At 70.4% G+C, this 22535-nt stretch carries 25 protein-coding genes and 1 pseudogene; 12 read left to right on the top strand and 14 right to left on the bottom strand.

The window, feature by feature from the left end:
• Positions 1-114 precede the first annotated feature (114 nt).
• Together FCL41_RS03695 and FCL41_RS03690 are read right to left on the bottom strand one after the other, a co-directional pair.
• Positions 115-1383: an arginine deiminase gene (locus FCL41_RS03695; protein WP_137067295.1), complete on the bottom strand. Its 1269-nt coding sequence runs from the start codon at positions 1381-1383 to the stop codon at positions 115-117.
• Between the two features lie 108 nt (positions 1384-1491).
• Positions 1492-2346 carry a hypothetical protein gene (locus tag FCL41_RS03690; protein ID WP_137067296.1) on the bottom strand — a complete coding sequence of 285 codons (855 nt, stop codon included), beginning with the start codon at positions 2344-2346 and terminating at the stop codon, positions 1492-1494.
• Positions 2347-2415: 69 nt separating this feature from the next.
• Between FCL41_RS03690 and FCL41_RS03685 the strand changes: the two genes are divergently transcribed.
• Both FCL41_RS03685 and FCL41_RS03680 read left to right on the top strand, forming a co-directional pair.
• Positions 2416-3468 (top strand): FUSC family protein, encoded by a 1053-nt coding sequence (locus FCL41_RS03685; RefSeq protein WP_137067297.1) that lies wholly within the window; start codon positions 2416-2418, stop codon positions 3466-3468.
• A 40-nt stretch (positions 3469-3508) separates the two neighbouring features.
• A complete protein-coding gene (locus tag FCL41_RS03680; protein WP_137067298.1) occupies positions 3509-3970 on the top strand; it encodes a hypothetical protein in 462 nt (153 codons plus the stop codon).
• A gap of 16 nt (positions 3971-3986) precedes the next feature.
• Here FCL41_RS03680 and FCL41_RS03675 read toward each other — a convergent pair whose 3' ends face one another.
• Positions 3987-4568, bottom strand: a complete 582-nt coding sequence (locus FCL41_RS03675) for a GNAT family N-acetyltransferase (RefSeq protein WP_137067299.1) — start codon at positions 4566-4568, stop codon at positions 3987-3989.
• Positions 4569-4626: 58 nt separating this feature from the next.
• Here FCL41_RS03675 and FCL41_RS03670 point away from each other — a divergent pair, with 58 nt between their 5' ends.
• The 4 genes from FCL41_RS03670 to FCL41_RS03655 are packed head-to-tail and all read left to right on the top strand — an operon-like array spanning position 4627 to position 8166.
• Positions 4627-5133 carry a flavin reductase family protein gene (locus FCL41_RS03670; RefSeq protein ID WP_212723216.1) on the top strand — a complete coding sequence of 169 codons (507 nt, stop codon included), beginning with the start codon at positions 4627-4629 and terminating at the stop codon, positions 5131-5133.
• A gap of 31 nt (positions 5134-5164) precedes the next feature.
• On the top strand, positions 5165-5740 hold the full coding sequence (locus FCL41_RS03665; RefSeq protein WP_137067301.1) for a 1-acyl-sn-glycerol-3-phosphate acyltransferase: 576 nt from the start codon (positions 5165-5167) through the stop codon (positions 5738-5740).
• Entirely contained in the window at positions 5730-6365 is a 636-nt protein-coding gene (locus FCL41_RS03660) for a TetR/AcrR family transcriptional regulator (RefSeq protein ID WP_137067302.1), read from the top strand. The genes FCL41_RS03665 and FCL41_RS03660 overlap by 11 nt, the downstream gene beginning before the upstream one ends.
• Before the next feature lie 58 nt (positions 6366-6423).
• A complete protein-coding gene (locus FCL41_RS03655) occupies positions 6424-8166 on the top strand; it encodes a phytoene desaturase family protein (RefSeq protein WP_239021756.1) in 1743 nt (580 codons plus the stop codon).
• A 33-nt stretch (positions 8167-8199) separates the two neighbouring features.
• Here FCL41_RS03655 and FCL41_RS03650 read toward each other — a convergent pair whose 3' ends face one another.
• Complete coding sequence (locus FCL41_RS03650) at positions 8200-8544, bottom strand: ArsR/SmtB family transcription factor (protein ID WP_137067303.1); 345 nt, start codon at positions 8542-8544, stop codon at positions 8200-8202.
• Positions 8545-8632: 88 nt separating this feature from the next.
• On the opposite strand from FCL41_RS03650, the gene arsM reads away from it, so the two are divergent.
• Genes arsM through FCL41_RS03635 form a run of 3 tightly spaced genes read left to right on the top strand, consistent with a single transcriptional unit; the run spans position 8633 to position 10991 of the window.
• Positions 8633-9445, top strand: a complete 813-nt coding sequence (arsM, locus tag FCL41_RS03645; protein WP_137067304.1) for an arsenite methyltransferase — start codon at positions 8633-8635, stop codon at positions 9443-9445.
• Positions 9442-10521, top strand: a complete 1080-nt coding sequence (gene arsB / locus FCL41_RS03640) for an ACR3 family arsenite efflux transporter (RefSeq protein WP_137067305.1) — start codon at positions 9442-9444, stop codon at positions 10519-10521. Before arsM ends, arsB begins: the two co-directional genes overlap by 4 nt.
• A complete protein-coding gene (locus FCL41_RS03635; RefSeq protein ID WP_137067306.1) occupies positions 10518-10991 on the top strand; it encodes an arsenate-mycothiol transferase ArsC in 474 nt (157 codons plus the stop codon). Before arsB ends, FCL41_RS03635 begins: the two co-directional genes overlap by 4 nt.
• Positions 10992-11005: 14 nt before the next feature.
• On the opposite strand, the gene FCL41_RS03630 is transcribed toward FCL41_RS03635, so the two are convergent.
• Entirely contained in the window at positions 11006-11548 is a 543-nt protein-coding gene (locus FCL41_RS03630; protein ID WP_137067307.1) for a TOPRIM nucleotidyl transferase/hydrolase domain-containing protein, read from the bottom strand.
• Positions 11549-11728: 180 nt separating this feature from the next.
• Here FCL41_RS03630 and FCL41_RS03625 point away from each other — a divergent pair, with 180 nt between their 5' ends.
• Entirely contained in the window at positions 11729-13792 is a 2064-nt protein-coding gene (locus FCL41_RS03625; protein WP_170970356.1) for a phage holin family protein, read from the top strand.
• Between the two features lie 21 nt (positions 13793-13813).
• Here FCL41_RS03625 and FCL41_RS03620 read toward each other — a convergent pair whose 3' ends face one another.
• From FCL41_RS03620 to FCL41_RS03610, 3 genes are all read right to left on the bottom strand, one after another.
• Entirely contained in the window at positions 13814-14599 is a 786-nt protein-coding gene (locus tag FCL41_RS03620) for an MBL fold metallo-hydrolase (RefSeq protein ID WP_137067309.1), read from the bottom strand.
• Between the two features lie 42 nt (positions 14600-14641).
• A complete protein-coding gene (locus FCL41_RS03615; RefSeq protein WP_137067310.1) occupies positions 14642-15661 on the bottom strand; it encodes a zinc-dependent alcohol dehydrogenase family protein in 1020 nt (339 codons plus the stop codon).
• Positions 15662-15726: 65 nt separating this feature from the next.
• A complete protein-coding gene (locus FCL41_RS03610) occupies positions 15727-16281 on the bottom strand; it encodes a GNAT family N-acetyltransferase (RefSeq protein ID WP_239021846.1) in 555 nt (184 codons plus the stop codon).
• An 83-nt stretch (positions 16282-16364) separates the two neighbouring features.
• Here FCL41_RS03610 and FCL41_RS03605 point away from each other — a divergent pair, with 83 nt between their 5' ends.
• A complete protein-coding gene (locus tag FCL41_RS03605; protein ID WP_137067312.1) occupies positions 16365-17147 on the top strand; it encodes an alpha/beta fold hydrolase in 783 nt (260 codons plus the stop codon).
• Here the strand turns inward: FCL41_RS03605 and FCL41_RS03600 are convergent.
• From FCL41_RS03600 to FCL41_RS03585, 6 genes and pseudogenes are all read right to left on the bottom strand, one after another.
• Entirely contained in the window at positions 17128-17982 is an 855-nt protein-coding gene (locus FCL41_RS03600) for a hypothetical protein (protein WP_137067313.1), read from the bottom strand. The two genes, FCL41_RS03605 and FCL41_RS03600, sit on opposite strands and share 20 nt — an antisense overlap.
• Complete coding sequence (locus FCL41_RS03595) at positions 17979-18506, bottom strand: SigE family RNA polymerase sigma factor (protein WP_137067314.1); 528 nt, start codon at positions 18504-18506, stop codon at positions 17979-17981. The genes FCL41_RS03600 and FCL41_RS03595 overlap by 4 nt, the downstream gene beginning before the upstream one ends.
• 145 nt (positions 18507-18651) lie before the next feature.
• Positions 18652-19005, bottom strand: coding sequence for a DUF1801 domain-containing protein (locus FCL41_RS03590; protein ID WP_137067315.1), 354 nt, complete (start codon positions 19003-19005; stop codon positions 18652-18654).
• A 219-nt stretch (positions 19006-19224) separates the two neighbouring features.
• Complete coding sequence (locus FCL41_RS17755) at positions 19225-19407, bottom strand: YqeB family protein (protein WP_420846562.1); 183 nt, start codon at positions 19405-19407, stop codon at positions 19225-19227.
• A pseudogene (locus FCL41_RS17750) lies at positions 19382-19597 on the bottom strand (YqeB family protein); the annotation flags it as partial. The gene FCL41_RS17755 and the pseudogene FCL41_RS17750, both read right to left, overlap by 26 nt.
• A complete protein-coding gene (locus tag FCL41_RS03585; protein WP_239021845.1) occupies positions 19554-20996 on the bottom strand; it encodes an ApeA N-terminal domain 1-containing protein in 1443 nt (480 codons plus the stop codon). The pseudogene FCL41_RS17750 and the gene FCL41_RS03585, both read right to left, overlap by 44 nt.
• A gap of 490 nt (positions 20997-21486) precedes the next feature.
• Here FCL41_RS03585 and FCL41_RS03580 point away from each other — a divergent pair, with 490 nt between their 5' ends.
• The gene (locus FCL41_RS03580; RefSeq protein WP_137067318.1) at positions 21487-21855 is read left to right on the top strand and encodes a cupin domain-containing protein; all 369 of its coding nucleotides are present in this window, start codon (positions 21487-21489) and stop codon (positions 21853-21855) included.
• Positions 21856-22535: the final 680 nt, after the last annotated feature.

Below are 22535 nucleotides of genomic sequence, written 5' to 3'. Positions count from 1 at the left end.
CCGTCGTGCGTCACGACAGGTCGACACCGTCGTGCGTCACGACAGGTCGACACCGTCGTGCGTCACGACAGGTCGACACCGTCGTGCGTCACGACAGGTCGACACCGTCGTGCGTCACGACAAGTCGACACCGTCCCGGGCGATCGGGCAGGTCATGCAGTGGCCGCCGCCGCGACCCCGGCCCAGCTCGGAGCCGACGATCTCGATGACCTCGATGCCTTCGGCGCGCAGCAGCGCGTTGGTGTGGGTGTTGCGGTCGTACGCCATCACCACCCCCGGCTCCAGGGCGACGATGTTGGCCCCGGAGTCCCACTGGGTGCGCTCACGGACGTAGTCGTTGCCACCGGTCTCCACGACCCGCATCCGCGGCAGGCCGAGCGCCTCGGCGATCACCTCGGTCAGGGGCTTCTCCTCCGCCCGCACGTCGAGCCCACCGCGCGGGCCGGGGCGCAGGGAGAAGGTGCGGACCTCGTCCATGGTGTCGGGGTGCAGCAGCACGCAGTCGCGGTCGGCGAAGGTCAGCACCGTGTCGAGGTGCATGGTCGCCCGCATCCGCGGCAGCGCAGCCACGATGACCCGGTCAGCCGCCCCGCGGGCGAAGAGCGCGGTCGCGAGTGAGCTGATGCCCTGGCGCGAGGTGCGCTCGGAGAGCCCGACCAGGACGGTGCGGTTGCCGATCGGCATCACGTCACCCCCCTCCACCGTGGCCAGCTCCCAGTTGGCGGTGGGATCGCCCCACCACTCCGTCACCCGCCCCGCGAAGCGCGGGTGGTGGCGGTAGACGGCAGCCGTCAGCACCGTCTCCTCGGTCCGCGCCGCCCAGAAGAGCGGGTTGAGGGTGACCCCGCCGTAGACCCAGCACGTGGTGTCTCGGGTGTAGAGCAGGTTCGGCAGCGGCGGCAGGAGGTACTCGGCCACCCCGGAGGAGTCACGGACCAGCCGCATCAGGTCGGCGCTGCCGGCGCCCGGGAACTCGTGGGTGCTGAGGCCCCCCATCAGGGTCTGCGCCAGCTCGTTCGGGCTGAGCTCCTCGAGGTAGGCGCGCACGTCGTCGACCAGCTCGACGCCGACCCGGTGCGGGTGCACCTGCTGGCCGAGCACCCAGTCACGGGCCTCGGGGATGGCCACGGTCTCGGTGAGCAGGTCGAGGAGCTCCAGCACCTCGATGCCCCGCGAGGTCATGCTGGCGACGAAGTCGTCGTGGTCGGCGCGGGCCTTCTCCACCCACAGGACGTCGTCGAAGAGCAGGTCGTCGCAGTTGGAGGGCGTCAGGCGCGAGTGGGCCCGACCGGGGGCGCAGACCAGAACGGTGCGCAGGCGGCCCACCTCCGAGTGGACGCCCAGCTCCTCGGATCGGTCAGGGACCTCGGACACCGCACCCATCAACGCCTCCCGTGCCGGGGCGGGCGCCCCGACGTCACGTCCTCATGTTCTCCCATGGCTGGTGAGTCACACGTCCTGCACTCACCCGCCTGCTCGACCACGCCTCGATCACGCGGGGCGGCGTCGACCTCCCACGGCGCCCAGCAACGCCACGACCAGGCCGAGGCCAGTCGTCACACCGCCGGCCACGGCGACGCCGCGTACGAGGTCGCGCAAGGACGCGGACAGCGCGTCCCACAGCAGGTGGGTCGTCGTGACGGGCTCGTCACCGGCCGCCGACAGCAGGCCGTTGCGGTCCGACCCGATCCCCCACCACCACAGGCCGGCGACCGCCAGCACGCCGAGTCCGGCCACCGTCAACGCCAGGCCGCGTCGGCGCGCGACGAGCACGCTGAGCAGCAGGAGCACCACGGCCGCGACCGCCATCTCCGGCGCCCACCGGTCGGCCACGCGGGCGATCGTGACCGCGCGGTCCACGTCGGGTCCCCTGGCCAGGACGATGGTTCCTTCTCCGGCGGGGATCTGGTCGGCGAACGGCAGTCCCGCCTCCGCCAGCCGGGGCCGCAGAGCCTCGACCAGGGCCTTGCGGTCGACCACGACCCCGTCCTTGACGAAGTTGACGCCCTTCCCCTCGTCGCGCAGGCCCTCCACGGCCGACTGGTGCGACAGGCGTACGGCGTCGGTCCAGACCGGGACGAACGCCTCGGTGGCCACGACCTTCTCCGTCGCGTCCTGGAGCAGACGCTCGAGCACGGGCGACAGATCGAGGCGCTCGCTGATCGGGGTGGTGAGGGCGCGGGCGACCTGCTCCTGCACCACCGGCTCGTGGATGAGCGGGGCGACGGCGTCGGTGTAACGGTCGTTGTCCAGGAGGTCACGGTCGATCCAGGCCGACGGGATCGCGACGAGGGTCATCGCCATCCCGGCGAGGAGCAGGAGCAGTGAGACGAGTCCACGAGCCATGCCTCACACGATGACAGGTAGGTCCTCCCCCGCGCGACCACCCCACGCTCGCTGGAGGATCATGAAGAGGTGACAGCTCCTCCGTCCCCGACGTCGTGGCGCAGGCAGGTGGTCCGCCTGGGACCGCACGCCGGGGCCCACCGCGTGGCCCTGCGGGCGTCACTCTCGCTGGCCGTCCCCCTGCTGCTCCTGTGGGCCTCGGGTCGCATGGAGTGGTCGATCTACGCCGCGTTCGGCGCCTTCGTCGCGCTGTACGGCCGTCACGACGTCGCGGCCCACCGGTGGCGGCTGCAGGTCACCCTGGGGGTGATGTTCGTGGCCGCCGTCGTCAGCGGCACCGCCGTCGGTCTCTCCGACGAACGCGCGTGGCTGGCCGTCCCGGGCGCGACCTTGGTGGCCGCCGTCGGCTCCTACGCCTCGGACGCCCAGGGCTGGCACCCGCCCGGCCCCCTCTTCCTGGTCTTCGCCTTCGGCGCCTGCGCCTCGATCCCCTCGACCGCGGCCGACCTGCTGCCGGCCCTGCTGGTGTCGGCGGCCACGGCCGCCTTCGCCGTCCTGGTGGGCGGGGCGGGCGGCTGGTGGCGGGGCCGGCGCGGGGCCGGCGTCGCGACCGCTCCACCGCGCAGCAGCGACTGGGCCTCGGTCGCCCGACGTCACGTCGTACGCTGCGCCCTCAGCTGCCTGGTCGCCGGTTCGGCCGCCACCGCGCTGAGCGGTCCGCTCGGCATCGGGCACCCGTACTGGGCCATGGTCGCGGCGGTCGTGCCACTGGTGGCCCGCGACTGGTCGCAGCAGGTGACCCGCGGCGTGCAGCGCCTCCTCGGCACGTTCGGCGGGCTCCTGGTGGCGGCTGGGCTGCTGAGCCTGCACCTGCCGGTGCTGGCGCTGATCGGCGTGGTGGTCGCGCTCCAGGGTGCAGCCGAGCTGTTGATCGGGCGCAACTACGCCTTGGCGCTGCTCGTGGTGACCCCGCTGGCTCTGCTCATGGTGCACCTGGTCGCCCCCACCTCCGTGCGCGAGCTGCTGGTGGACCGTGGCGTGGAGACGCTCCTCGGCGTGGCCGTCGGGGTCGGGCTCGGGTGGGTGACGCGCCGACCCGTCGGCGCGCCGGCGAGCGCCTGACGCGTCCCGCGAGCCGACAAAGTCTGCGACAGTGACCCCCATGAACAAGTGGTGGGTCGCCCTGGCGCTCGCGCTGGTCGCCGCAGGGGGTGTCGCCGCCTGGTGGCTGGCGGCGCCACACCAGGACCGCGAGGTCGCCCTGCCTGCCGACGACGCCACCCCTGGGGAGGTGGTTGCGGCCTACCTCGACGCACTGGACGCGGGTGACTGCGACACCGCGGTCGCGTTGCGCGAGGCCGGCACCTCGCAGGACTCCACGTGGTGCGCCGACGTGGCGTCGCTGAGCAACCCCGCGATCGAGTCACCCCGGTCCGAGGACCCTGCCTGGTCGGGTCGACCAGCCACCGACGAGGTGGTCAGCGTGCCCGTCCGCTTCGACCTGGAGATGCGGGCCCTGCGAGGCGACGGTTCGCTCGGCGACGGATCGATGACGTGGGGCTACCGGCTGACGCGCAGCAGCGACGACGGGCCCTGGCGGATCTTCGACCAGGGCCACGGCTGACCCACGCCGAGGCGGCTCAGAGCAGGCGCCGCATGATGAGTCGCGGCATCCTGCTGGCCACGGCGTCGGTGGTGCCGACGACCTCGAAGCCGGCTCGCTCGAACATCGACCTGGTGCCGACGAAGGCCATGGTCAGGTCCATGCGCCCCTCGGGGTCGACCGGATAGGCCTCCACGGCCGGCGCGCCCTGGGAGGCGGCGTACGCGACCGCACCCTCGAGCATCGCAGCGGTGACGCCCTGACGTCGGTGGCCGCTGCGTACGACGACGCAGATGATGCTCCAGACGTCGAGGTCGTCCAGGGGGCGGATGAGCTTCGACGTGGTCAGGCGGCTGATGTGGGAGCGCGGGCCGATGCTGCACCACCCGACCGGGACGCCGTCGCGGTAGGTCACGACGCCCTGCGGCTCGCGCTCGGTGAGGGCCCGCATCGCGTCCTCGCGGGTCTCCCCCAGCTCGGCGATCTCGCCGGCCGTGCACCGGTGCGAGAGGCACCAGCAGTGGTTCTCGCGCCGGTTCGGGTTGATCACGTCACCCATGTCGTCGAAGCGGTCGGGCGTGACGGGGTGGGTCTCCCAGACGGGCGTCGCGGTGGTCATGGGCGCAAGCCAAGCACGGCACCGCCACGTCTGCGGGCCCGAGGGCTACGGTGGAGAGGTGGACGCTCCTTTCGACACCCTGATGGCCTCGCTCGACCCGCCGCTCGTCGTCGTCACGACGGCCGCGGAGGGGACCCTGGCTGGCTGCGTGGTCGGCTTCCACTCCCAGTCGAGCATCGACGCGGAGGGCTACTCCTTCTGGCTGTCGAAGGCCAACCACACCTACCGCACGAGCCTGCGGTCCGGGCACTTCGCGGTGCACTTCCTCGCCGAGCACGACCTCGCCCTGGCGGAGCGCTTCGGGACGCAGTCGGGTGAGGACGTCGACAAGTTCGACGGCCTCGACGTCGACCTGGACGAGCACGGCGTGCCCATGATCCGCGACTGCCCTCGACAGATCCTGCTCGACCGGGTCGCGGTGCTCGACGAGGGTGGTGACCACGTCTGCATCACCACCCGGGTGCGCGCGGCCGAGGCCGACGGCCCCTTCACCCCGCTGCGCCTGTCGCAGGCCGACCACCTGGATCCCGGTCACGCCGCCGAGGAGCGGGCGGTCTCCCCCTGAGCCAGCGGCCCCGATGGCCTAGGTTGTGGCCATGATCCGTCGTCTCGTCGCCCGTGCCTTCTGGACGCTGAGCGGGTGGAAGCTGGTCACCGAGCCCGCCCCCGACCGCCCCACCGTCCTGATCGGTGCGCCGCACACGTCCAACTTCGACTTCCTGCTGATGCTCGGGATCGCCTGGAGCCTCGACATGGACATCCGCTGGATGGGCAAGCACAGCCTCTTCGCCGGCTGGCGTGGTCCCGTCATGCGGGCCCTCGGCGGGATCCCGGTCGACCGCAAGAACCCCCGCGGCGTCGTCGAGGGCGTGATCGAGCGCATCCGCGAGGGCGAGGTCTTCGGACTCGTCGTCACCCCCGACGGCACCCGCAGCGGCCACACGCACTGGAAGTCGGGCTTCTACCGGATCGCCCGCGAGACCGGGATGCCCGTGACCCTCGGCTACGTCGACCGCACCACGAAGACCTCCGGTCTCGGCATCACCCTCGAGCTGACCGGCGACGTGGCCGCCGACATGGACCGGATCCGGGCGTTCTACGCCGACAAGGCCGGCTACCACCCCGACAGGCGCGTGGAGCCCCGGCTGGCCAACGAGGACCGTGTCGGCTGAGGCGGCCGCCCGCGGCTCGCGGCGCCGGGAGCGCACCCGCGCGCTGGCCCTCGACGCCGCCGAGCTCCTCCTCTCCCAACGCGCCGCGGAGGAGATCCGGATCGAGGACGTCGCGGCACGCGCCGGCGTCTCGCCCGCCTCGATCTACGTGCACTTCGGCACCAAGGACGGGCTCCTGGCCGCCGTCACCGAACGGGTCCTGAGCCTGGCCACCGACGCGCTCCGCACCGCGTACGCGGCGGACGTGCCGCCTCTGGACCGGTTCGCCGGCGTCGGCGCCGCCTACCTCCGGTTGCTGCTGGACCACCCCGTGGTCGTCAAGTACCTGACGGTCACCGGCGAGCGCGGACCGCGGACGCCGGTGGAGCACGACGTCGTCGAGCGGTTCAGCGAGCTGCGGCGCGAGTTCGAGAGCAGCATCCGGGACGCCGTGGCCAGCGGCGCGATCCGCCCCGTCGACCCTGAGCTGCTGTCGTACTTCCTGTTCGGCTCGTGGAACGGGGTGGCCGCCCTTGCCTTGCGCCGCGACGGTCTCGAGCTCCCTCCTGAGCGGGTCGAGCTGGCCGTCATCGAGGCGGGCCTGACCCTGCTGGAAGGGTTGATCGTGGAATCTCCGGCCACCTGACCGGCGGTGTTCCTTGGCGTGAAGGCGTCCGACCGAGTTAACTGGAGTCCGACTCCAGATGACCACCGAACGGATCTCCATGACGACGCAGGCCCAGACACCCCCGCCCAGCCCCGAGGCGGGGACCAGGACTGGCCCCGAGGCGGCGCCCGAGACCTGGGACGCGATCGTGGTCGGCGCCGGCCCCGGCGGACTCACCACCGCCGCCTACCTCGCCGCCAACGGCAAGCGGGTGCTGGTGCTGGAGGCCAACCAGGTGGTCGGCGGCAGCACCCAGGTCTTCCGCCGCGCGGGCAACAAGTTCGAGTTCGACGTCGGCACCCACTACGTCGGCGAGTGCGGCCCGGGCGGCCGGATGCAGACCGCCCTGTCCGGCCTGTCGCTGACCGAGCGGATCAAGTGGCTGCGCCAGAACCCCGACGGTCACTGCCGGATCATGATCCCCGGCACGACGGTCGAGACGCCGACGGGCTGGGACACCTACCTCGAGCGACTGGTTGCCGCCTTCCCGGAGGAGGAGGCGGGCCTGCGCCGTTGCGTGCGCATCCTGCGGATCATCTCGGCCGGCGAGGAGCCGCGCCGCAAGCTGTGGATGCTGCTGCGCTGGGGACTCCGCCCGATCACCACCCTCATGGACGCGTGCGGCCTCAGCGCCGACGCGCAGGCCGTCATCCTCGCCGAGAACGGCGACTACACGTGGCCCCCCTACCGCACGCCTGCCGTGATGCACGGCGGCCTGCTCCACCACTACCTCCAGGCCGGCGCCTACTACCCGCGCGGGGGCGGACAGGTGATCGGCGCGCACCTGACTGACGTGGTCCAGTCGTACGGCGGCACCGTACGCACCAAGTCGCGCGTCGAGCGGATCCTCATCGAGGACGGCCGTGCGGTGGGCGTCCGCCTGCGCGGCGGGGAGGAGCTGCGCTCCGACGTCGTCGTCGCGGCGGGTGACTACAAGAAGACCTGGACCGAGCTGGTCGGCGACGAGCACCTCACGCGACGGCTGCGCCGACGGCTCAAGGACCTCGAGATGACGCAGCCCATGTTCGCCGTCTACGTCGCCCTCGACGTCGACCTGCGTGAGCGCGACACTCCCCCGCTGGCCTGGGTCTGGCCCAACAACGACGTCGACGGCTACTACCGCGAGGTGGAGGCGGGGCGCTGCCCCGAGCAGATGCCCGTCGGCATCAGCTGCCCCACGGCGAAGGATCCCGACGGCACGCACTCGGCGCCGCCCGGCTACTCGACGCTCGAGCTGGTGAGCTGGGCGCCGAAGGAGCACGCGTTCTGGAACGTCGACGGTGACCCGATGGAGGGTGCCGACTACGGGCGCGACGAGAAGTACCGGGCGCTCAAGGAGGAGCTGACCGAGCGCGTGCTCGACACGGCCTCCTTGATGATCCCCGACCTGCGCGAGCGGATGGTCTTCTGCGAGGCGTCCACCCCGATGACCCAGGAACGGTTCACCCTGACCTCCGACGGCTCCTGCTACGGCATCGCCCCGCTGCTCAAGAACCTCGGCCCGTTCCGTCCGAAGGTCACGACCCACATCCCGGGCCTCTTCCTGGGTGGCGCGAGCACCGAGCACATGTTCGGCATCAACGCCACGATCTGGGGCGGCATGAAGACCGCCGGCACGATCCTGGGCCGGGACCTCGAGCAGGAGGTCAGGGACGGGGCGGTCTTCGTCGACGAGTCACGCCTGACGGAGATCACCGAGGACTGGGACCCGCTGCTGGCCTCCAAGCCCGGCTCAGTCATCCGGAGGGCGGTGCGGCGGCGTCCGACGGCGACCGCCTGACGTCAGGCCCGGACGCCCGACCGGGCTGCCACCCTAGGGCTTGAGCGCCTCGCTGAGCTGCGCGAGCGTGCTCTCCACGACGCGGTAGAAGGCCCAGCGCCCACGCTGCTCGCGGACGACGAGACCGGCGTCCACCAGCTGCTTCATGTGGTGCGAGACCGTCGCCTGCGCCAGTCCGACGGGGTCGGTGAGGTCGCAGATGCAGGCCTCCCGCTCGGGCTGGGCAGCGATCAGCGACAGCAGGCGTACGCGGGTGGGGTCCCCGAGCGCCTTGAACTGTCGCGCCAGCTGAGCAGCCTCGTCGGCGTCGAGGGCCCCACCGGTCACGGTGGCGCAGCACTCGCCGTCGGCGAGGGGCAGGGAAATGGGCGTAGCCATGCCCCGAGTCTGCCAGACACATTGACAAACGTCGATGAATCGACGAACCTCGATCTGTCGAGGAAGACCGATGACGAGGAGCACCACCATGAGCACCGAGCACGACACCAGCCCCGCCGCCGACGTACGCGAGCAGGTCCGGGCCCGCTACGCCGAGGCCGCCGTCGCCGTCACGCGCGGCTCCAGCAACGCCGAGGTCAACGACGCACTGCAGGTCGTCGACAGCCCCGGCGCCTCGTGCTGCAGCGGCGACGCCGTCGTCGACGACTCGTTCGGCGCTGCGCTCTACGGGAGCGACGACCAGGAGGGCCTTCCTGCCGAGGCGGTCGCTGCCAGCCTGGGCTGCGGCAACCCCACGGCCGTCGCCGACCTGCGTCCGGGCGAACGTGTCCTGGACCTGGGCTCCGGCGGCGGCATCGACGTCCTCCTCTCCGCCCGCCGGGTCGGGGAGACCGGGTTCGCCTACGGGGTCGACATGACCGACGAGATGTTGGACCTGGCCCGCGCCAACGCGGCGGCAGCCGGCGCGAGCAACGTGGAGTTCGTCAAGGGCACCATCGAGGACGTCCCGCTGCCCGACGCGTCGGTCGACGTCGTCATCTCCAACTGCGTGATCAACCTGTCGGCCGACAAGCCGAAGGTGCTCTCGGAGATGTTCCGGGTGCTGACCCCCGGTGGCCGGATCGGTGTCTCCGACGTCGTCGCCGAGGACCACCTCACCCCCGCAGAGCGGGCCGAGCGCGGCTCGTACGTGGGGTGCATCGCGGGGGCCCTGTCCCGCGCCGAGTACCTCGAGGGGCTGGCCGCGGTCGGCTTCGTCGACGCCGAGGTCGAGTTCACCCACGAGGCCGCGCCGGGGATGCACGGGGCGATCGTCCGCGCCACGAAGCCGACCGCGTGAGCGGCACCGCGACGTCCGAGGCGCCGGTCGCGCACCAGCTCTCGACCCTCGACCGCTACCTCCCGGCCTGGATCGGGCTGGCGATGGTCGCCGGCCTGCTCGTGGGGCGCTGGGTGCCCGGCATCGCCGACGCCCTCGACGCGGTCACGGTCGGGTCGATCTCACTGCCCATCGCCCTCGGGCTGCTGGTGATGATGTATCCGGTGCTCGCGAAGGTCCGTTACGACGAGGTCGGCCACGTCGCCCGCGACCGCCGGATGATGGCGCTCTCGCTGGTGCTCAACTGGGTCGTCGGCCCGGCGCTGATGTTCGCGCTCGCCTGGATCTTCCTGCCCGACCTGCCCGAGTACCGCACCGGCCTGATCATCGTCGGGCTGGCGCGCTGCATCGCCATGGTGATCATCTGGAACGACCTGGCCTGCGGCGACCGCGAGGCTGCCGCCGTCCTCGTCGCGGTCAACTCCGTCTTCCAGGTCCTGGCCTTCGCGCTGCTGGGCTGGTTCTACCTCGACCTGCTGCCCGGCTGGCTCGGTCTCTCCACCACCGGGCTCGACGTCTCCCCGTGGCTGATCGCGTGGAGCGTCGTCGTCTTCCTGGGCGTCCCGCTCGTGGCGGGCTACCTCACCCGCCGCATCGGCGAGGCCCGACGCGGCCGCGACTGGTACGAGGCCCGCTTCCTGCCGCGCATCGGGCCGTGGGCGCTCTACGGACTGCTCTTCACGATCGTGGTCCTCTTCGCCATCCAGGGCGAGACCATCACCCGCCAACCACTGGACGTCGCTCGCATCGCGCTGCCGCTGGTCGTCTACTTCGCGCTCATGTGGGCCGGGTCGCTGCTGCTCGCGCGCCGAGTCGGGCTGGGCTACGCCCGCTCCACGACCGTCGCCTTCACCGCCGCCGGCAACAACTTCGAGCTGGCCATCGCGGTCGCGATCGCGGTCTTCGGCGTCACCAGCGGACAGGCCCTCGCCGGAGTCGTGGGGCCGCTCATCGAGGTGCCCGTACTGGTCGGCCTCGTCTACGTCAGCCTCTGGGCCCGTCGCTTCTTCCCCGACACCCGAGGAGCGACTCCGTGACCAGCCCGACGCCCGAGGCCCACGTCGCGCAGGTCGTCTTCGCCTGCGTACGCAACGGCGGACGCTCCGTCGCCGCCCGCCTGCTCACCGAGCACTACGCCCAGGGCCGCGTCGTCGCCGTCTCCGCCGGCACGCAGCCGGGCGACCACATCCACCCCGAGGTGGCCGACGCCCTGCAGGCGCTCGGCCTCGACACCTCGCGCGAGCACCCGAAGGACCTGACGCGCGCGATGATCGCGGCCAGCGACCTGGCGATCACCCTCGGCTGCGGGGAGACCTGCCCCTACGTCCCCGGCGTCACCTACCGCGACTGGCCCGTCGACGATCCGGGCGGTCAGGACGAGGCGACCGTACGCCGCATCGTCGCCGACCTCGACGCCCGCGTGCGCGAGCTCCTGCTCGAGCTCGTGCCCGACCTGGAGCTCGAGCCGAGCCTCGTGGCTCCGAGCTCGAGCCAGTCGCACGCCTGACGGATGCAGGAAGCTCAGGCGCTCCAGATCCAGTTGACCAGGCCCTCGAGGGGCTCGGGGACGGCGCCGAAGTCCACGGCCTCGGCCATCACGGCGGCGTACTTCGCCTTGCGGGCCCCGTTGGCGCCGATGAAGCGGCGCAGCTGCTCGAGCACGTCCGCGTCGCGGTACTTCGGCTGGTCCTGGAAGTTGCGGAAGGTCTTCAGGTCGCCGTTGGCCTCGAACAGGGGCGCCATCTCGACGGCGCCGATCGAGCGCACCAGCTCCAGCTCCAGGTCAGGGCGGCAGGCGAAGAACCCCTGCCGGGTCAGGTCCTCCCCCACCTGGCGGTTGAGCGCGTCCGCGACGAAGCGCTCCTCGGCCTCGTCGTAGAGGCCGCCCACGCGGTGACCGAGCCTGACGGCCTCGGGGATCGCACGGCCGAAGTTGCCGGCTCCCCCGATGACGGTGACGGTGATGTCCTCGGCCGCGAGGTCGACACCGAGACGAGGAGCGAGGGCGACGACGGCGGCCTTGTCGGACTCGCCCTCGACGAGGATGGTGATGGGCTTGGGCACGCGAGGATTCTCCCGCGAGCATCGGCACGCGCGTACGCCAGGGTGACCCCGCCGCACTCCACGGCGGGACGTGCCCGAGCACGAGGGACGACAGGGCGGGGGTCTACGTCTACAGTCGAACTGCGTGGCCCACCTCACATGGCCCGGTGCCACCGTCCCAGGCGCGAACGGAGGGTCGAGGTGAGCTCTCCCGCGACGGCGGACCCCCGCCGGCCAGCCGGCCTCGGACGGACCGCCCCCGGCCGGTTGGTCGTCGCGGACCTCGTCCGGCTGTTGCTGGCATGGGGACTGACGTTCGTGGCCTGGCTCCTGGCGGCAGAGCTGCTGAGCGACTTCACCTACACGTCGTGGTGGCCCCTCTTCATCGCGTCCGGCGTCACGGGACTGCTGGGCATGATCGTCCGGCCGATCCTGGTCAGCCTGGCAGCGGCCATCGGCTGGATCGCGGTCGCGCTCGCCGCACTCTTCGGCCAGGCCCTCCTGATGCAGCTGGCGCTGGTGCTCGTGCCCGGCGCCGCGTTCTCCTCCTTCTGGTGGACCGTCGCGGCCGCCTGGCTCACCTCCGCGCTCGCCACCCTCCTGCTGGCCGTGTTGACCGCAGGCACCGACGAGTCCTTCTCGGCGAGCCTGCTGCGGCTCAAGCCCGGCAGCATCGACGACCCGGAGGTCGACGGCGTCGTCTTCGTCCAGCTCGACGGGGTCTCCTTCGAGGTGATGCAGTGGGCCCTGCAGGGGGGCTCGATGCCCACGCTGCGCAGCTGGGTCGACCAGTCGAGCCATGCCCTCCACGACTGGATCGTGCAGATGCCATGCACGACGCCGGCCAGCCAGCAGGCCATCCTGCACGGCAGCGCCGACGGCGTACCGGCGTTCCGCTGGTACGACCGCGACCTCGGCCGCGTACTCGTCGCCAACCACCCCGGCGACGCCGTGATCATCGAGTCGCGGGCCAGCACCGGGCACGGCCTGCTCGCCGACGACGGCGCCTCGATCTCCAACCTCTTCACCGGCGACGCCCCGCGCGCTTCCATGACGATGAGCCGGGTGGAGCTCACCCGCGGCTCCCGGCGCACCCGTGAAGTCTTCGCGCGCTTCATGGTGCACCCCGCCGGCCTGGTGCGCAGCATGGTCCGCGCGTTGGTGGAGCTGGTTCGCGAACGTGTCCAGGCCGCCAGGCAGCGGAGGTTGGACGTACGGCCAAGGGTCCACCGGTCCTGGACGTTCGCCGCGCTGAGGGCGTTCAGCAACGGCCTGCTGCGCGACCTCAACACCACCGTGGCGAGCGAGGAGATGATGCGCGGCACGCGCTCGATCTACATCGACTACGTCGACTACGACGAGGTCGCGCACCACGCAGGCGCCACCCGCATCGAGTCGCTCTCCACGCTCACAGGACTCGACCAGGTCATGAACATCCTGGAGAAGGTCGGCGAGCGCGCCCCGCGGACCTACCACTTCGTGGTCCTCAGCGACCACGGCCAGTCACAGGGGGAACCCTTCACCTCCCGCTACGGACTCTCCCTCAGCGACCTGTGCCGGTCACTGACGCGTTCCTCCATCACGGGCCACGAGGGCAGCATCGAGGGATGGGGCCGGGTCGACTCGGTGCTCGGCGACCTGGAGGGTGGCCACACGCCCGTCGGGATGCAGAGGGCCGCGTCGGAGCGCGTCGACAGGAAGTTGCAGGCGTCCGACTCCGCCAACGACGGCGAGCTGGTGGTCCTGGCCAGCGGCAACGTCGGCGTCGTCTACGTCCCCGGCGGCGAACGTCTCCTCCTCGAGGAGGTCGAACAACGGTGGCCCGACCTCGTCCCCGGGTTGGTCGCCCATCCCGGAATCGGGTTCGTGAGCGCCCTGAGCTCCCGGGGTCCGGTCGCGATCGGGGAGCACGGGCGTCGTGACCTGACGACGGGCGTCGTCGAGGGCATCGATCCCCTGCGCCACCTCGGCGACCACGCGCCCGCCATGCTCGCCGCTGCCACCCGCATGTCACGGGCACCCGAGCTCTACGTCAACAGCCTGTACGACCCACGCACGATGGACGTGGCGGCGTTCGAGCCGTTGGTCGGGTGCCACGGCGGCCTCGGGGGGTGGCAGGACCGTGCCTTCGTGTTCGCCCCGCGGCAGCTGTTCTCCCCCTCGGAGACGGTCATGGGCGGCGACGAGCTGCACCGTCACCTCGTCGCCATCCTGACCGGGCTCGGGCACCGCACGCACCTCCCCCCCGCCCTGACCCCGCCCTGACCCCGCCCCGGCCCAGCGCCCTCACCCGGCCTCGCCGGGCGCATCCGGCAGGTGGAACGTGGCGCCGGGCTCGAGCTGCACCGCGTCGCACCGCGGGGCCTCCCGGGCGACGGCCTCGCGGAACCGCGGCCCCGCCAGGTGCAGCCACCCCGCCGGCACCCGGTCTCCCCCCGGCAGGTGCAGGGTGTTCCAGTGCACCGGCACTGCGTGTCGGGCGCCCGTGAGACGACACGCGACCGCTGCCTCCTCAGGGCCCATGTGACCGGGCGACAGGCGCGGTCCCCAGCCGCCCACGGGCACCACGGCGACGTCGACGGGTCGCCCGGCGAGGCGCGGCAGATCACCCATCTCGTCGTGGAGCTCGGTGTCCCCCGCCAACCACACGACCCCGGACGGGCCGCGTACGAGGTGTCCGTTGGCTGCGTTGGGGCGGTGCGGCATCGGCCGCGCACCATGGACCGCGCGCACGAGTCGGACCTCGACCCCGGCAGCCCCCAGCGGGAACCACTCGCCCTCGCCGAGGCCGCGCCCGTCCAGGCCCTTGCGCCGCACCCAGACCGCGTTCTCCGGCGCGGTGAGCACGGGGACCCCCGCAAACTCGCGCAGGGAGGCCACCTCGGCGTGGTCGTGGTGCAGGTGGGAGAGCAGCACGGCGTCTGCAGCCCTCCACGACTCCTGGGCCGGCTGGTCGCCGTGGCGTCTCAGGATGCCGTTGTGACGACGTACGAGCGGGTCGGTGACCAGACGTACGCCGTCGATGTCCACGACCACCGTCGAGTGGCCCAGCCACGTCAGGTCAATGCCCATGGACCCGTTGCCCCGCTCTCCTCGCCCGTGCTGCTGGCTCGCTCACACCGTGAGCAGCACCTTGATCGCCTCGCGCTGGTCCATCGCGCGATACCCCTCCGCGGCGTCCCCGAGAGGCAGGGTGAGGTCGAAGACCTTGCCGGGATCGATCTCGCGGTCCCAGATGCGCTGGACCAGGTCAGGGAGGAAGCGGCGCACGGGCGCGGGTCCGCCATGGAGGTGGACGCCGGCCATGAAGAGCTCCCCACCGGGGATGGCGACGTCGTGGGAGACACCGACGAAGCCCGCGTGGCCACCCGGTCGGGTGGAGTGGATTGCCTGCATCATCGACTCCTGCGTACCGACGGCCTCCACGACCGAGTGCGCGCCCAGACCACCGGTCATCTCCTTGATGCGCGCGACGCCTTCGTCGCCGCGCTCCTCCACGATGTCGGTGGCGCCGAACTCACGTGCCAGGGCCTGGCGGTCCGCGTGCCGGCTGAAGGCGATGATGCGCTCCGCGCCGAGCTCCTTCGCGGCCAGGACGGCGAGGAGTCCCACGGCACCGTCGCCGACCACTGCCACGGTCTTGCCCGGGCCCGCCTCGGCGGCCACCGCCGCGAACCAGCCCGTGCCGAGCACGTCGGAGGCAGCCATGAAGGAGGGCAGGAGGTCGGCGTCCGGCATCCCGGGGGTGGCGACCAGGGTGCCGTCGGCCAGGGGGATGCGCGCCCGCTCGGCCTGCGTCCCGAGCATCCCCATCGGGACCCTGTTCACGCAGTACGCCTGGTAGCCGGCGCGGCAGATCTCGCACGTGTTGTCGGACGCCCAGAACGAGCCGACCACGAAGTCGCCCACCTTCACGTCGCGGACCTCGGAGCCGACCTCCTCGACGACGCCCACGTACTCGTGCCCCATGACCGCGTCCTGCACCTCGTCGGCGCCGCGGTAGGGCCACAGGTCACTGCCGCAGATGCAGGTCGCCGTGAGGCGGATGATCGCGTCCGTGGGCTCGACGATCGTCGGCTCCGGTCGTTCCTCGACCCGTACGTCTCGGGGCGCGTGCATGACGACTTGCCGCATGGTGACCAGCTCCTCGTGGGGGTCTCCCGTCGTGGCGGGCGCCACGTGATCGAGTAAACGCTCTTTCAGGGCGACCCGGAACCCCGGCCCACGCCCGATGTCGGAGTCTCCGGAGCCGCGTCGGCAGGGTCGTCGCCCCCGAGGTCGAGGTACATCACGTGCAGCCCCACCAGCCCGTAGTCGGCATGGTCGAAGGCCTCAGGGACCGTGGTGAGCACCAGGAACCCCAGCGACGACCACAGGCGGACCGCGGCCTCGTTCAGCTCGACGACGGCATTGAACTGGATGCTCCGGTAGCCGTTGGTGCGCGCCCAGTCGATGACGTGCTCGCCGAGAGCCCGGCCGACACCGCGGCGGGAGTGCTGGGGATCGACCATGAAGCTGGCCGTGGCCACGTGGGCTCCGCGGCCCGGCCGGTTCGGACCCATCTTCGCGCTGCCGAGCACTGTCGGGCCCTCCGTCGCCACGACGGTGCGCCCCGGAGGTGGCTCCATCCACCAGCCGCGGGCCTGCTCGGCGGTCAGGTCCTCGGGGTAGGCGAACGAGTGTCCCTGGGCCACGATCTCGTTGAAGAACGGATAGATCGCGGGCCAGTCGCGCTCGGTGGCGTCTCGGACCATCACCCAAGTCACGGTAGGTCCGGTTGCGGGGCGAAGCAATGAAGGAGAGGGTGCTTCCACTGCCACAGACGGGAGGACCTGCCATGCCTGAACACCCACCGTTGCTGCTCCTGCACGGAGTGATGATGTCCGCCAACGCATGGTCGGAGGTCGCGCCGCTGCTGGCGGAGCAGTTCGAGGTGCTGACCCCCACGGCCGCGGGTCACCGTGGTGGCCCATTGCTGGAGGGGCGCGCGACGGTCTCTCGGCTGACCGACCACGCCGAGCGGCACCTCGACGACCTGGGTCTCGACACCGTGCACGTGGCCGGCAACAGCCTCGGCGGGTGGATGGGGATCGAGCTGGCCCGACGAGGTCGGGCGCGGTCGGTGTGCGCACTGTCGCCCGCCGGGTTCTGGACCCCGGGCTCCTCCGACCAGGAGGCGTCACGTGCTCGCCTGCACTTCGTACGACGCCTGACCCTGGTCAGCGCACCCGTGGCGCCGCTGGCGATGCGCTCCGGCCTCGTACGACGTCTCAGCATGCGCGACATCGCCGTGCGCGGCGACCGGCTCACTCCGCAGGCTGCCAGCGTGGCCGCGACCGACCTGCTGGGGTGCACCGCGGGGTTGGACCTCCTGTCCACGACCGAGGCGATCGCGCCCCTGGACCCGCCGCCGTGCCCCATCACGCTCGCGTGGCCGGAGCACGACCGGATCTTCTCGCAGCAGGTCAACGGCGACGTCGCCCGGCGGATCGTGCCCGGCGCCCGGCACGTCGTCCTGCCCGGCACCGGCCACGTGCCGATGATCGACGACCCCCAGGCGTGCGCCGAGCTCATCGCAGAGTCGTGCCGCCCACAGGGCGTCAGCCCTGGGGAAGCGTGAGCCGCGAGCTGGCCGCGAGCGTCAGGAGCCGTTCCACCGCGGGCAGACGGGTGACGGCCGCAGCTCCGGGGGCTGCGTTGTTGCCGAAGACGCCGCTGGCCTCGACTGCCACGACGAGCCCGTCGATCCGGTCGACGACCACCGCGTGGCCACCTCCCGACTCGCTGAAGCTGGTCACCCGTGCTCGGGCGGCGCCCTCAGGCAGCTCACCGTCGTAGGCGGTCCAGCCGTCGTGGAGGAAAAGCGCCTGTGGCCCTTCCTCGTCCTGGGGAGAGACGACCTCGATCTGCACCACGCCGAGAGCCCCGCCCTCCCTCCAGCCGATCTTGGTGCCGAGCGCCATCGCCCTGTACTCGTCGGTCACCGGATCACACCAGGTCTTGGACTGGATGCCGTTCCCCTGACGGATCTCAGCGTGGTCGAAGTGCTGGCCGGACGGATCGAGGATCGCAGCGGCGGCCTGCCGGTAGGCAGCGAGCGCCGCCTTCTGGGCCGGGGTCTGGGTGGGCTGAGCAGGGGTCTGCCGAGCCATGGCCGCGAGGTCGCCGCACGTCATCGGTGCCGGGGTGGGGGTCTGGCGCTGCGTCGCGGAAGGCTCCGACGCGGGAGCCAGGGCGCTACCGCCGGGCTCGCCCGACACCTCGAAGACTGGAAGCTGCGTCGCGGCCACCCCCACCACCACGAACGCCGTCGCGGTCCCGGCAACACGGCGGGCCAAGCGGCGGCGACGCGCGGCGCGGCCCCGACGAAGGTCCAGGTCCGGGTCGGCAGCCGGCAGCGGAGCCCGTTGGCCCAGGTCGTGGAGCCGGGCGGTGAGCTGGTCGTGGTCGATCATCGGGCATCTCCCTGGGTGGTGGCGGTCATCGAGGTGACGGCGGACGCGGGTTCGGTCAGGAGCGCACGGCGCAGGGCCGTGAGGGCGGCGGACGTCTGGCTCTTCACGGTGCCGACGCTGACGTTGAGGTCGCCGGCGGTCTCCTCGACCGACAGGCCCCAGTAGTGACGCAGGACGACCACGCGCCGTTGTCCCGGCGGGAGCGCACGCAGCGCCGTCCAGAGCTCGTCGGCCTCCTCGCCGGGCGGCTGCGCTGCCGGGGCGTCCGGGAGCTCGTACGTCGTGTGCTCCCGGCGCCACGGCCGGCGCGACTCGTCGATGTGCCCGTTGACCAGCATTCGACGTACGTACGCCTCGACGTTCGCCATGCGGTGCACGCGCGGCCACGCCAGGTACAGCTTCGTCAGCGCGTCCTGGACGAGGTCCTCGGCGCGGTGCTGGTCGCCGCAGAGCAACCACGCGCTGCGGTACAGGTGCGGTCGCCGCGCTGCGACGTACGCGCCGAACTCGTCGTCTCGTGACACGTCCACCTCCCTTTCACCCGATCAACGGAAACTGGGGCGCGAAAGGTTGGGACGTCTCGTCACGAGTTTCGGCCCGAGGCACCGGCCCACGCGAAGACTCCCGGCCACCGGGGTGACCGGGAGTCTTGCAGGTGCGGGACGGGCGTCAGGAGACCACGGCGCGCACGATCTCGGCGATCCGCTTCTCGGTGTCCTCGTCCACGGTCTCGAAGTACCAGGCAGCCGGCATCAGCGCACCGTCCGCGCCCCCGGCTGGCCGGAGCTCAACCTTTTCCGTGAGGGCGAGGTTCAGACGTTCGTCATTGCGCAGCGTCACCAGCGCTGGCGTGCTCGCCGACAGTGCATAGGCGGGCATTCCGTACCAGATCCGCGGCTTCAGGTCGGGGGCGACGGACACGATGATGTCGTGCACACGCTGCATCGTCGACCGTTGCGGCTCGTCCATCGTCGCGATCTTGTCGATCACCTGGGCGAGGTTCTTCTCGTCCTTCGAAGACATGTCAGGTCCTCTCGTCGGCCGATGTCGAGCATCGGCTGGATGAAGTCGGCGCATTGGTGCGCCGCACCCCACCCCGGACGTGTCCTGAAGTGCTCAGGCCTCTCCGCGATGATTCAGGTGGTCTTCACCTGGAAGTGCTGTCGGTGGTGTGAGCCACCGGCACCAGAGTAGCCAGTGCGAGCCGCAGGCGCCTACGGATATCTCGCTGGCGGCTCGCGCTCACTCGCGTGCGCCCTCCCACGGATAGCCCTGGGAGACGAAGGCGTCACGGATCTCGTCGCGGTCACCCTCGATGTCGCCCTCGAACAGCGTGCGGCCGCCGTCCGTCTCGATCACGAATGTGCCCCCACGGCGGTAGATCGCACACCTTGCTGCGGTCGATGACCCGTTGGACCTCGCCACGACGCTGGACCTTGATCCCCCCGCTGCTGATGTGCAGGACCGGCGAGTCGAAGAGGGTCCACCCAGCCAGCGCCATTCCCGCGCCGAGGCCCAGGAGCGGGCGCCCCCAGACCAACCAGGCGTTGTCGAAAGAGCTGAGCAGCTCGTCACAGCGCCGGCAGGTTCGCGATTTCTGCTGTCCTCTTCGCAAGGACGCTCAGCCTGGGGTGATTGCGGAGTGCCTCTATGATGACCTCACCGGGAACGTCGAACTCCTGTAGGGCGGCGAGATATGTAACTAACCGCACGGAGTCGGCGATCACCTTGAGGTGGTAGAAGTCCGCTACGTCTCGGTGATTCTTCGCGCCGCCATGGTCAACGTTGTTTCGTGCCCAGACAGCCCAGTCGGCCCACTTGTCCTTTACCTCGTCTAGCCCAATCAGGGCCTGGATCTGCCCGGGAAGGCGGTCATGCAGGTCGATTAGTCGTTCCTGCAGCGTCGGGTTATTCCCCCCTTGCAAACACCAACGGTGAAAACCCTCCGCAGCACCCAGGACTTGAGCAATGTGTTCCTCGACCATGGTGGGCGAATGCCCGATTAGCCCGATAGTCATGTTCCGCGCGTAGCGTGCTTGCGGTCCTTCGCCAAGCCGATCCCACGTGACCATGAACGACTCGAGGCTCACATCGTGGAATGCAAAGACGAGCCCCCTCGTCGCCCTCGATTCGGGCCTTCCAGGGTGTCCCAGATGACACAACAGCGAGATTTCCTCGCCCACGGTTGACGTCGCCTCCAAGGACGCCACGCCAGCCTTCGCGAAGGTCGTGAGAGCCATTAACGCAAGCAGCGGGTGGGTCTCCTGCAGGAGGTCCCGAGCGCTGGCCGGGGAGGAGAGGGGGCCGATCCGTGCCCATGCATCAACCTTCAAGGTGATGCTTGGACCGGAGCGCGTGCGATTGGTCATGAGCTCGAGCTTCAGGTCAGGCATGGCCTCGGTCGCGTTGCTGCGCCAGGGACGCGACGCGGTGGTGTACACGCTGTAGGTAGCGGAAGAGGTCGACCCAACAGCGACGTCGGCTTTGAGACCGCCGATGACAGGGATGATGTACGGGAACACGGATGTCCCGTCTTGCTGCTGTTCGCCTGGCCGATCAACACCCTCGATCTGGGCCCACTGCGGCGCACAGAAACGCCCGTCACCGGTGAGATAGTAGAGATCGTCCACAGCGATCCGAACGCCTGTCAGGGATCTTTCGTCGGCGGACAAGAGATGAGCCCCAATGCAGACCCATGGAGAATGCCAGAACTCCTCCTGCGTCCGACCACCGCCGTCTGCCGCGTACTTGTAGCGTTCGGCATCCCAGAGCGTGACCCGCTTACCGGTAGCGGTCTCGCCGTAGACCGTGCCCCCGTTGGCCAAAAGAACAGACGGATCGGCTTGATCGATAGGGACGCCCATCGTCCGGTGGTCGCCTCCCTGCAGTCCCCCGATGAGTTCCAATTCCGCGCCGGTGCTCGGAGTCCAAGTCAAGACACCCGGGGCGCGCAACTCGGGTGCGTGTGGAAGGAACCACCAACCTGTAATGCGATGAGAGTCGCAGGTCCGCATGGAGGACGACACTACGCTGCAGCCATAGCCACAGGGCGGCGATTCACCGCGGCGAGTCGACACCACGGATCGATCCTCACAGTCCGGCACTCCGCGTGGGCCGATACCAGTTGGGAGAGGTGGGGTCTTGACCCTCAGACGTATTCGCCGGAGTCCGTCCCGCAGTTGCGTCTTGTGCCCGATATGAGGGATACACACTCCCCGCAGACCGGGTCGCCCCCTGTCCTGTGAAAGCGCGATTCACACGTTGAAGCGGAACGATCACGCGGGGTTTCGGCTGTTGGTGGTCATCGTTGGTCGGAGTCGGAGAACACGGCCTGCCCTGCGCTTATGCGTGCGCCAGAGCGTTGGTGGTCGTTGGCGAGGATCGGTATCAGCTGGACTTCTTGCGGACTACTTGCGGACCGCGCCGCGCTCGGTGTGTCCCTGCTCCGCAAGCCGATCCGCTTAGGACCGAGCCTGACCGACCTGGTGTGTGTCAAACTTGCCCATGACCAACGTACCCATAGACCTCGCTGGGAAGTTCTTGTCGTTCTCCGAGCATTGGTCGCCGAAGGTGGTGGCGCGGTTGAACGACTACGAGGTCAAGGTCGTAAAGCTCAAGGGCGAGTTCGTGTGGCACACCCATGACGACACTGACGAGCTGTTTCTCGTGATCGACGGCGAGTTGACCATCCAACTGCGCGATGGCGACGTCACTCTTCGTCCTGGCCAGATGTTCGTCGTTCCGCGCGGCGTTGAGCACTGCCCAATCGCTGACGGCGAGGTCCACGCCGTGCTCATCGAACCCGTCGGCGTAGTGAATACCGGAAGCGCTGGTGGCACTCTTACAGCCGCATACGACGACTCACTGGCATAGGTCGAAGCGTTTCGATTACCGATCGTCTGCGGGACGGGTCCGCCCGGCTGGTCGCAATAGGCTGCGGTCCGTGACTCGGACGTGGGACCCGATGATTCCCGGGGTGCTGCGCCTGCCGTCCGGTCGACTCGTCCGGGGACGTGGACTGTCGCGTGCCCTCGAACCGCGGGTCCGCATCGACGCACATCTTCCTCACCTGCTCGGTCAGCCCGGCAATCGCCGGGATGAGCGGCGTGTATGGGCGAGCCCCACCGCCGGCAGGCACCGGCGCAACATTCACCGCGCTTGAGGTGCCAGCACCCATTAGGAAGGACAACGGAGCATCGGGCGCCGACAAGTGGCCGCGGAGCCTCCCAATGAGGTCGTACGGGTCGTGACCAACCAACTGGATCCCCCTCCTAACCTCACGTGGATTGATCCAGCGATCGTGATCGGCCTCACGTTGGTAGTGCCGAGCCTAGAAGATTGCTCAGTCGCACGTGGGCAGGCGCGACCGATGATCGACCGTTCTCCATCAGCGGCAAGTTCGACGGGTCGACGCGACGGGAGGTATGCACGCGAACCTTCCCGCAAAACCGCCACTCGAGACTCGCCGCCGCTATTGGGCCGGCAACACGCCCGCCTGGGCACCTCCGGCGAGAACTTCTTGCGGACTCTGTGCGGACCGGCAGGGGCGCGCT

The organism is Nocardioides jishulii (assembly GCF_006007965.1).
In the GTDB taxonomy this organism is placed as follows: Bacteria; Actinomycetota; Actinomycetes; order Propionibacteriales; family Nocardioidaceae; genus Nocardioides; species Nocardioides jishulii.
Note: the sequence above shows the minus strand (reverse complement) of the source record. Positions and strands in the feature narration are given on the sequence as shown.

What these genes read in the sequence shown, in the direction of transcription:
- FCL41_RS03695 (WP_137067295.1), bottom strand. Translation starts at nt 1,383, where the DNA reads ATGGGTGCGGTGTCCGAGGTCCCTGACCGATCCGAGGAGCTGGGCGTC.
- FCL41_RS03690 (WP_137067296.1), bottom strand. Translation starts at nt 2,346, where the DNA reads ATGGCTCGTGGACTCGTCTCACTGCTCCTGCTCCTCGCCGGGATGGCG.
- FCL41_RS03680 (WP_137067298.1), top strand. Translation starts at nt 3,509, where the DNA reads ATGAACAAGTGGTGGGTCGCCCTGGCGCTCGCGCTGGTCGCCGCAGGG.
- FCL41_RS03675 (WP_137067299.1), bottom strand. Translation starts at nt 4,568, where the DNA reads ATGACCACCGCGACGCCCGTCTGGGAGACCCACCCCGTCACGCCCGAC.
- FCL41_RS03665 (WP_137067301.1), top strand. Translation starts at nt 5,165, where the DNA reads ATGATCCGTCGTCTCGTCGCCCGTGCCTTCTGGACGCTGAGCGGGTGG.
- FCL41_RS03655 (WP_239021756.1), top strand. Translation starts at nt 6,424, where the DNA reads ATGACCACCGAACGGATCTCCATGACGACGCAGGCCCAGACACCCCCG.
- FCL41_RS03650 (WP_137067303.1), bottom strand. Translation starts at nt 8,544, where the DNA reads ATGGCTACGCCCATTTCCCTGCCCCTCGCCGACGGCGAGTGCTGCGCC.
- arsM (WP_137067304.1), top strand. Translation starts at nt 8,633, where the DNA reads ATGAGCACCGAGCACGACACCAGCCCCGCCGCCGACGTACGCGAGCAG.
- FCL41_RS03620 (WP_137067309.1), bottom strand. Translation starts at nt 14,599, where the DNA reads ATGGGCATTGACCTGACGTGGCTGGGCCACTCGACGGTGGTCGTGGAC.
- FCL41_RS03615 (WP_137067310.1), bottom strand. Translation starts at nt 15,661, where the DNA reads ATGCGGCAAGTCGTCATGCACGCGCCCCGAGACGTACGGGTCGAGGAA.
- FCL41_RS03610 (WP_239021846.1), bottom strand. Translation starts at nt 16,281, where the DNA reads ATGGTCCGAGACGCCACCGAGCGCGACTGGCCCGCGATCTATCCGTTC.
- FCL41_RS03605 (WP_137067312.1), top strand. Translation starts at nt 16,365, where the DNA reads ATGCCTGAACACCCACCGTTGCTGCTCCTGCACGGAGTGATGATGTCC.
- FCL41_RS03600 (WP_137067313.1), bottom strand. Translation starts at nt 17,982, where the DNA reads ATGATCGACCACGACCAGCTCACCGCCCGGCTCCACGACCTGGGCCAA.
- FCL41_RS03590 (WP_137067315.1), bottom strand. Translation starts at nt 19,005, where the DNA reads ATGTCTTCGAAGGACGAGAAGAACCTCGCCCAGGTGATCGACAAGATC.
- FCL41_RS03585 (WP_239021845.1), bottom strand. Translation starts at nt 20,996, where the DNA reads ATGCGGACCTGCGACTCTCATCGCATTACAGGTTGGTGGTTCCTTCCA.
- FCL41_RS03580 (WP_137067318.1), top strand. Translation starts at nt 21,487, where the DNA reads ATGACCAACGTACCCATAGACCTCGCTGGGAAGTTCTTGTCGTTCTCC.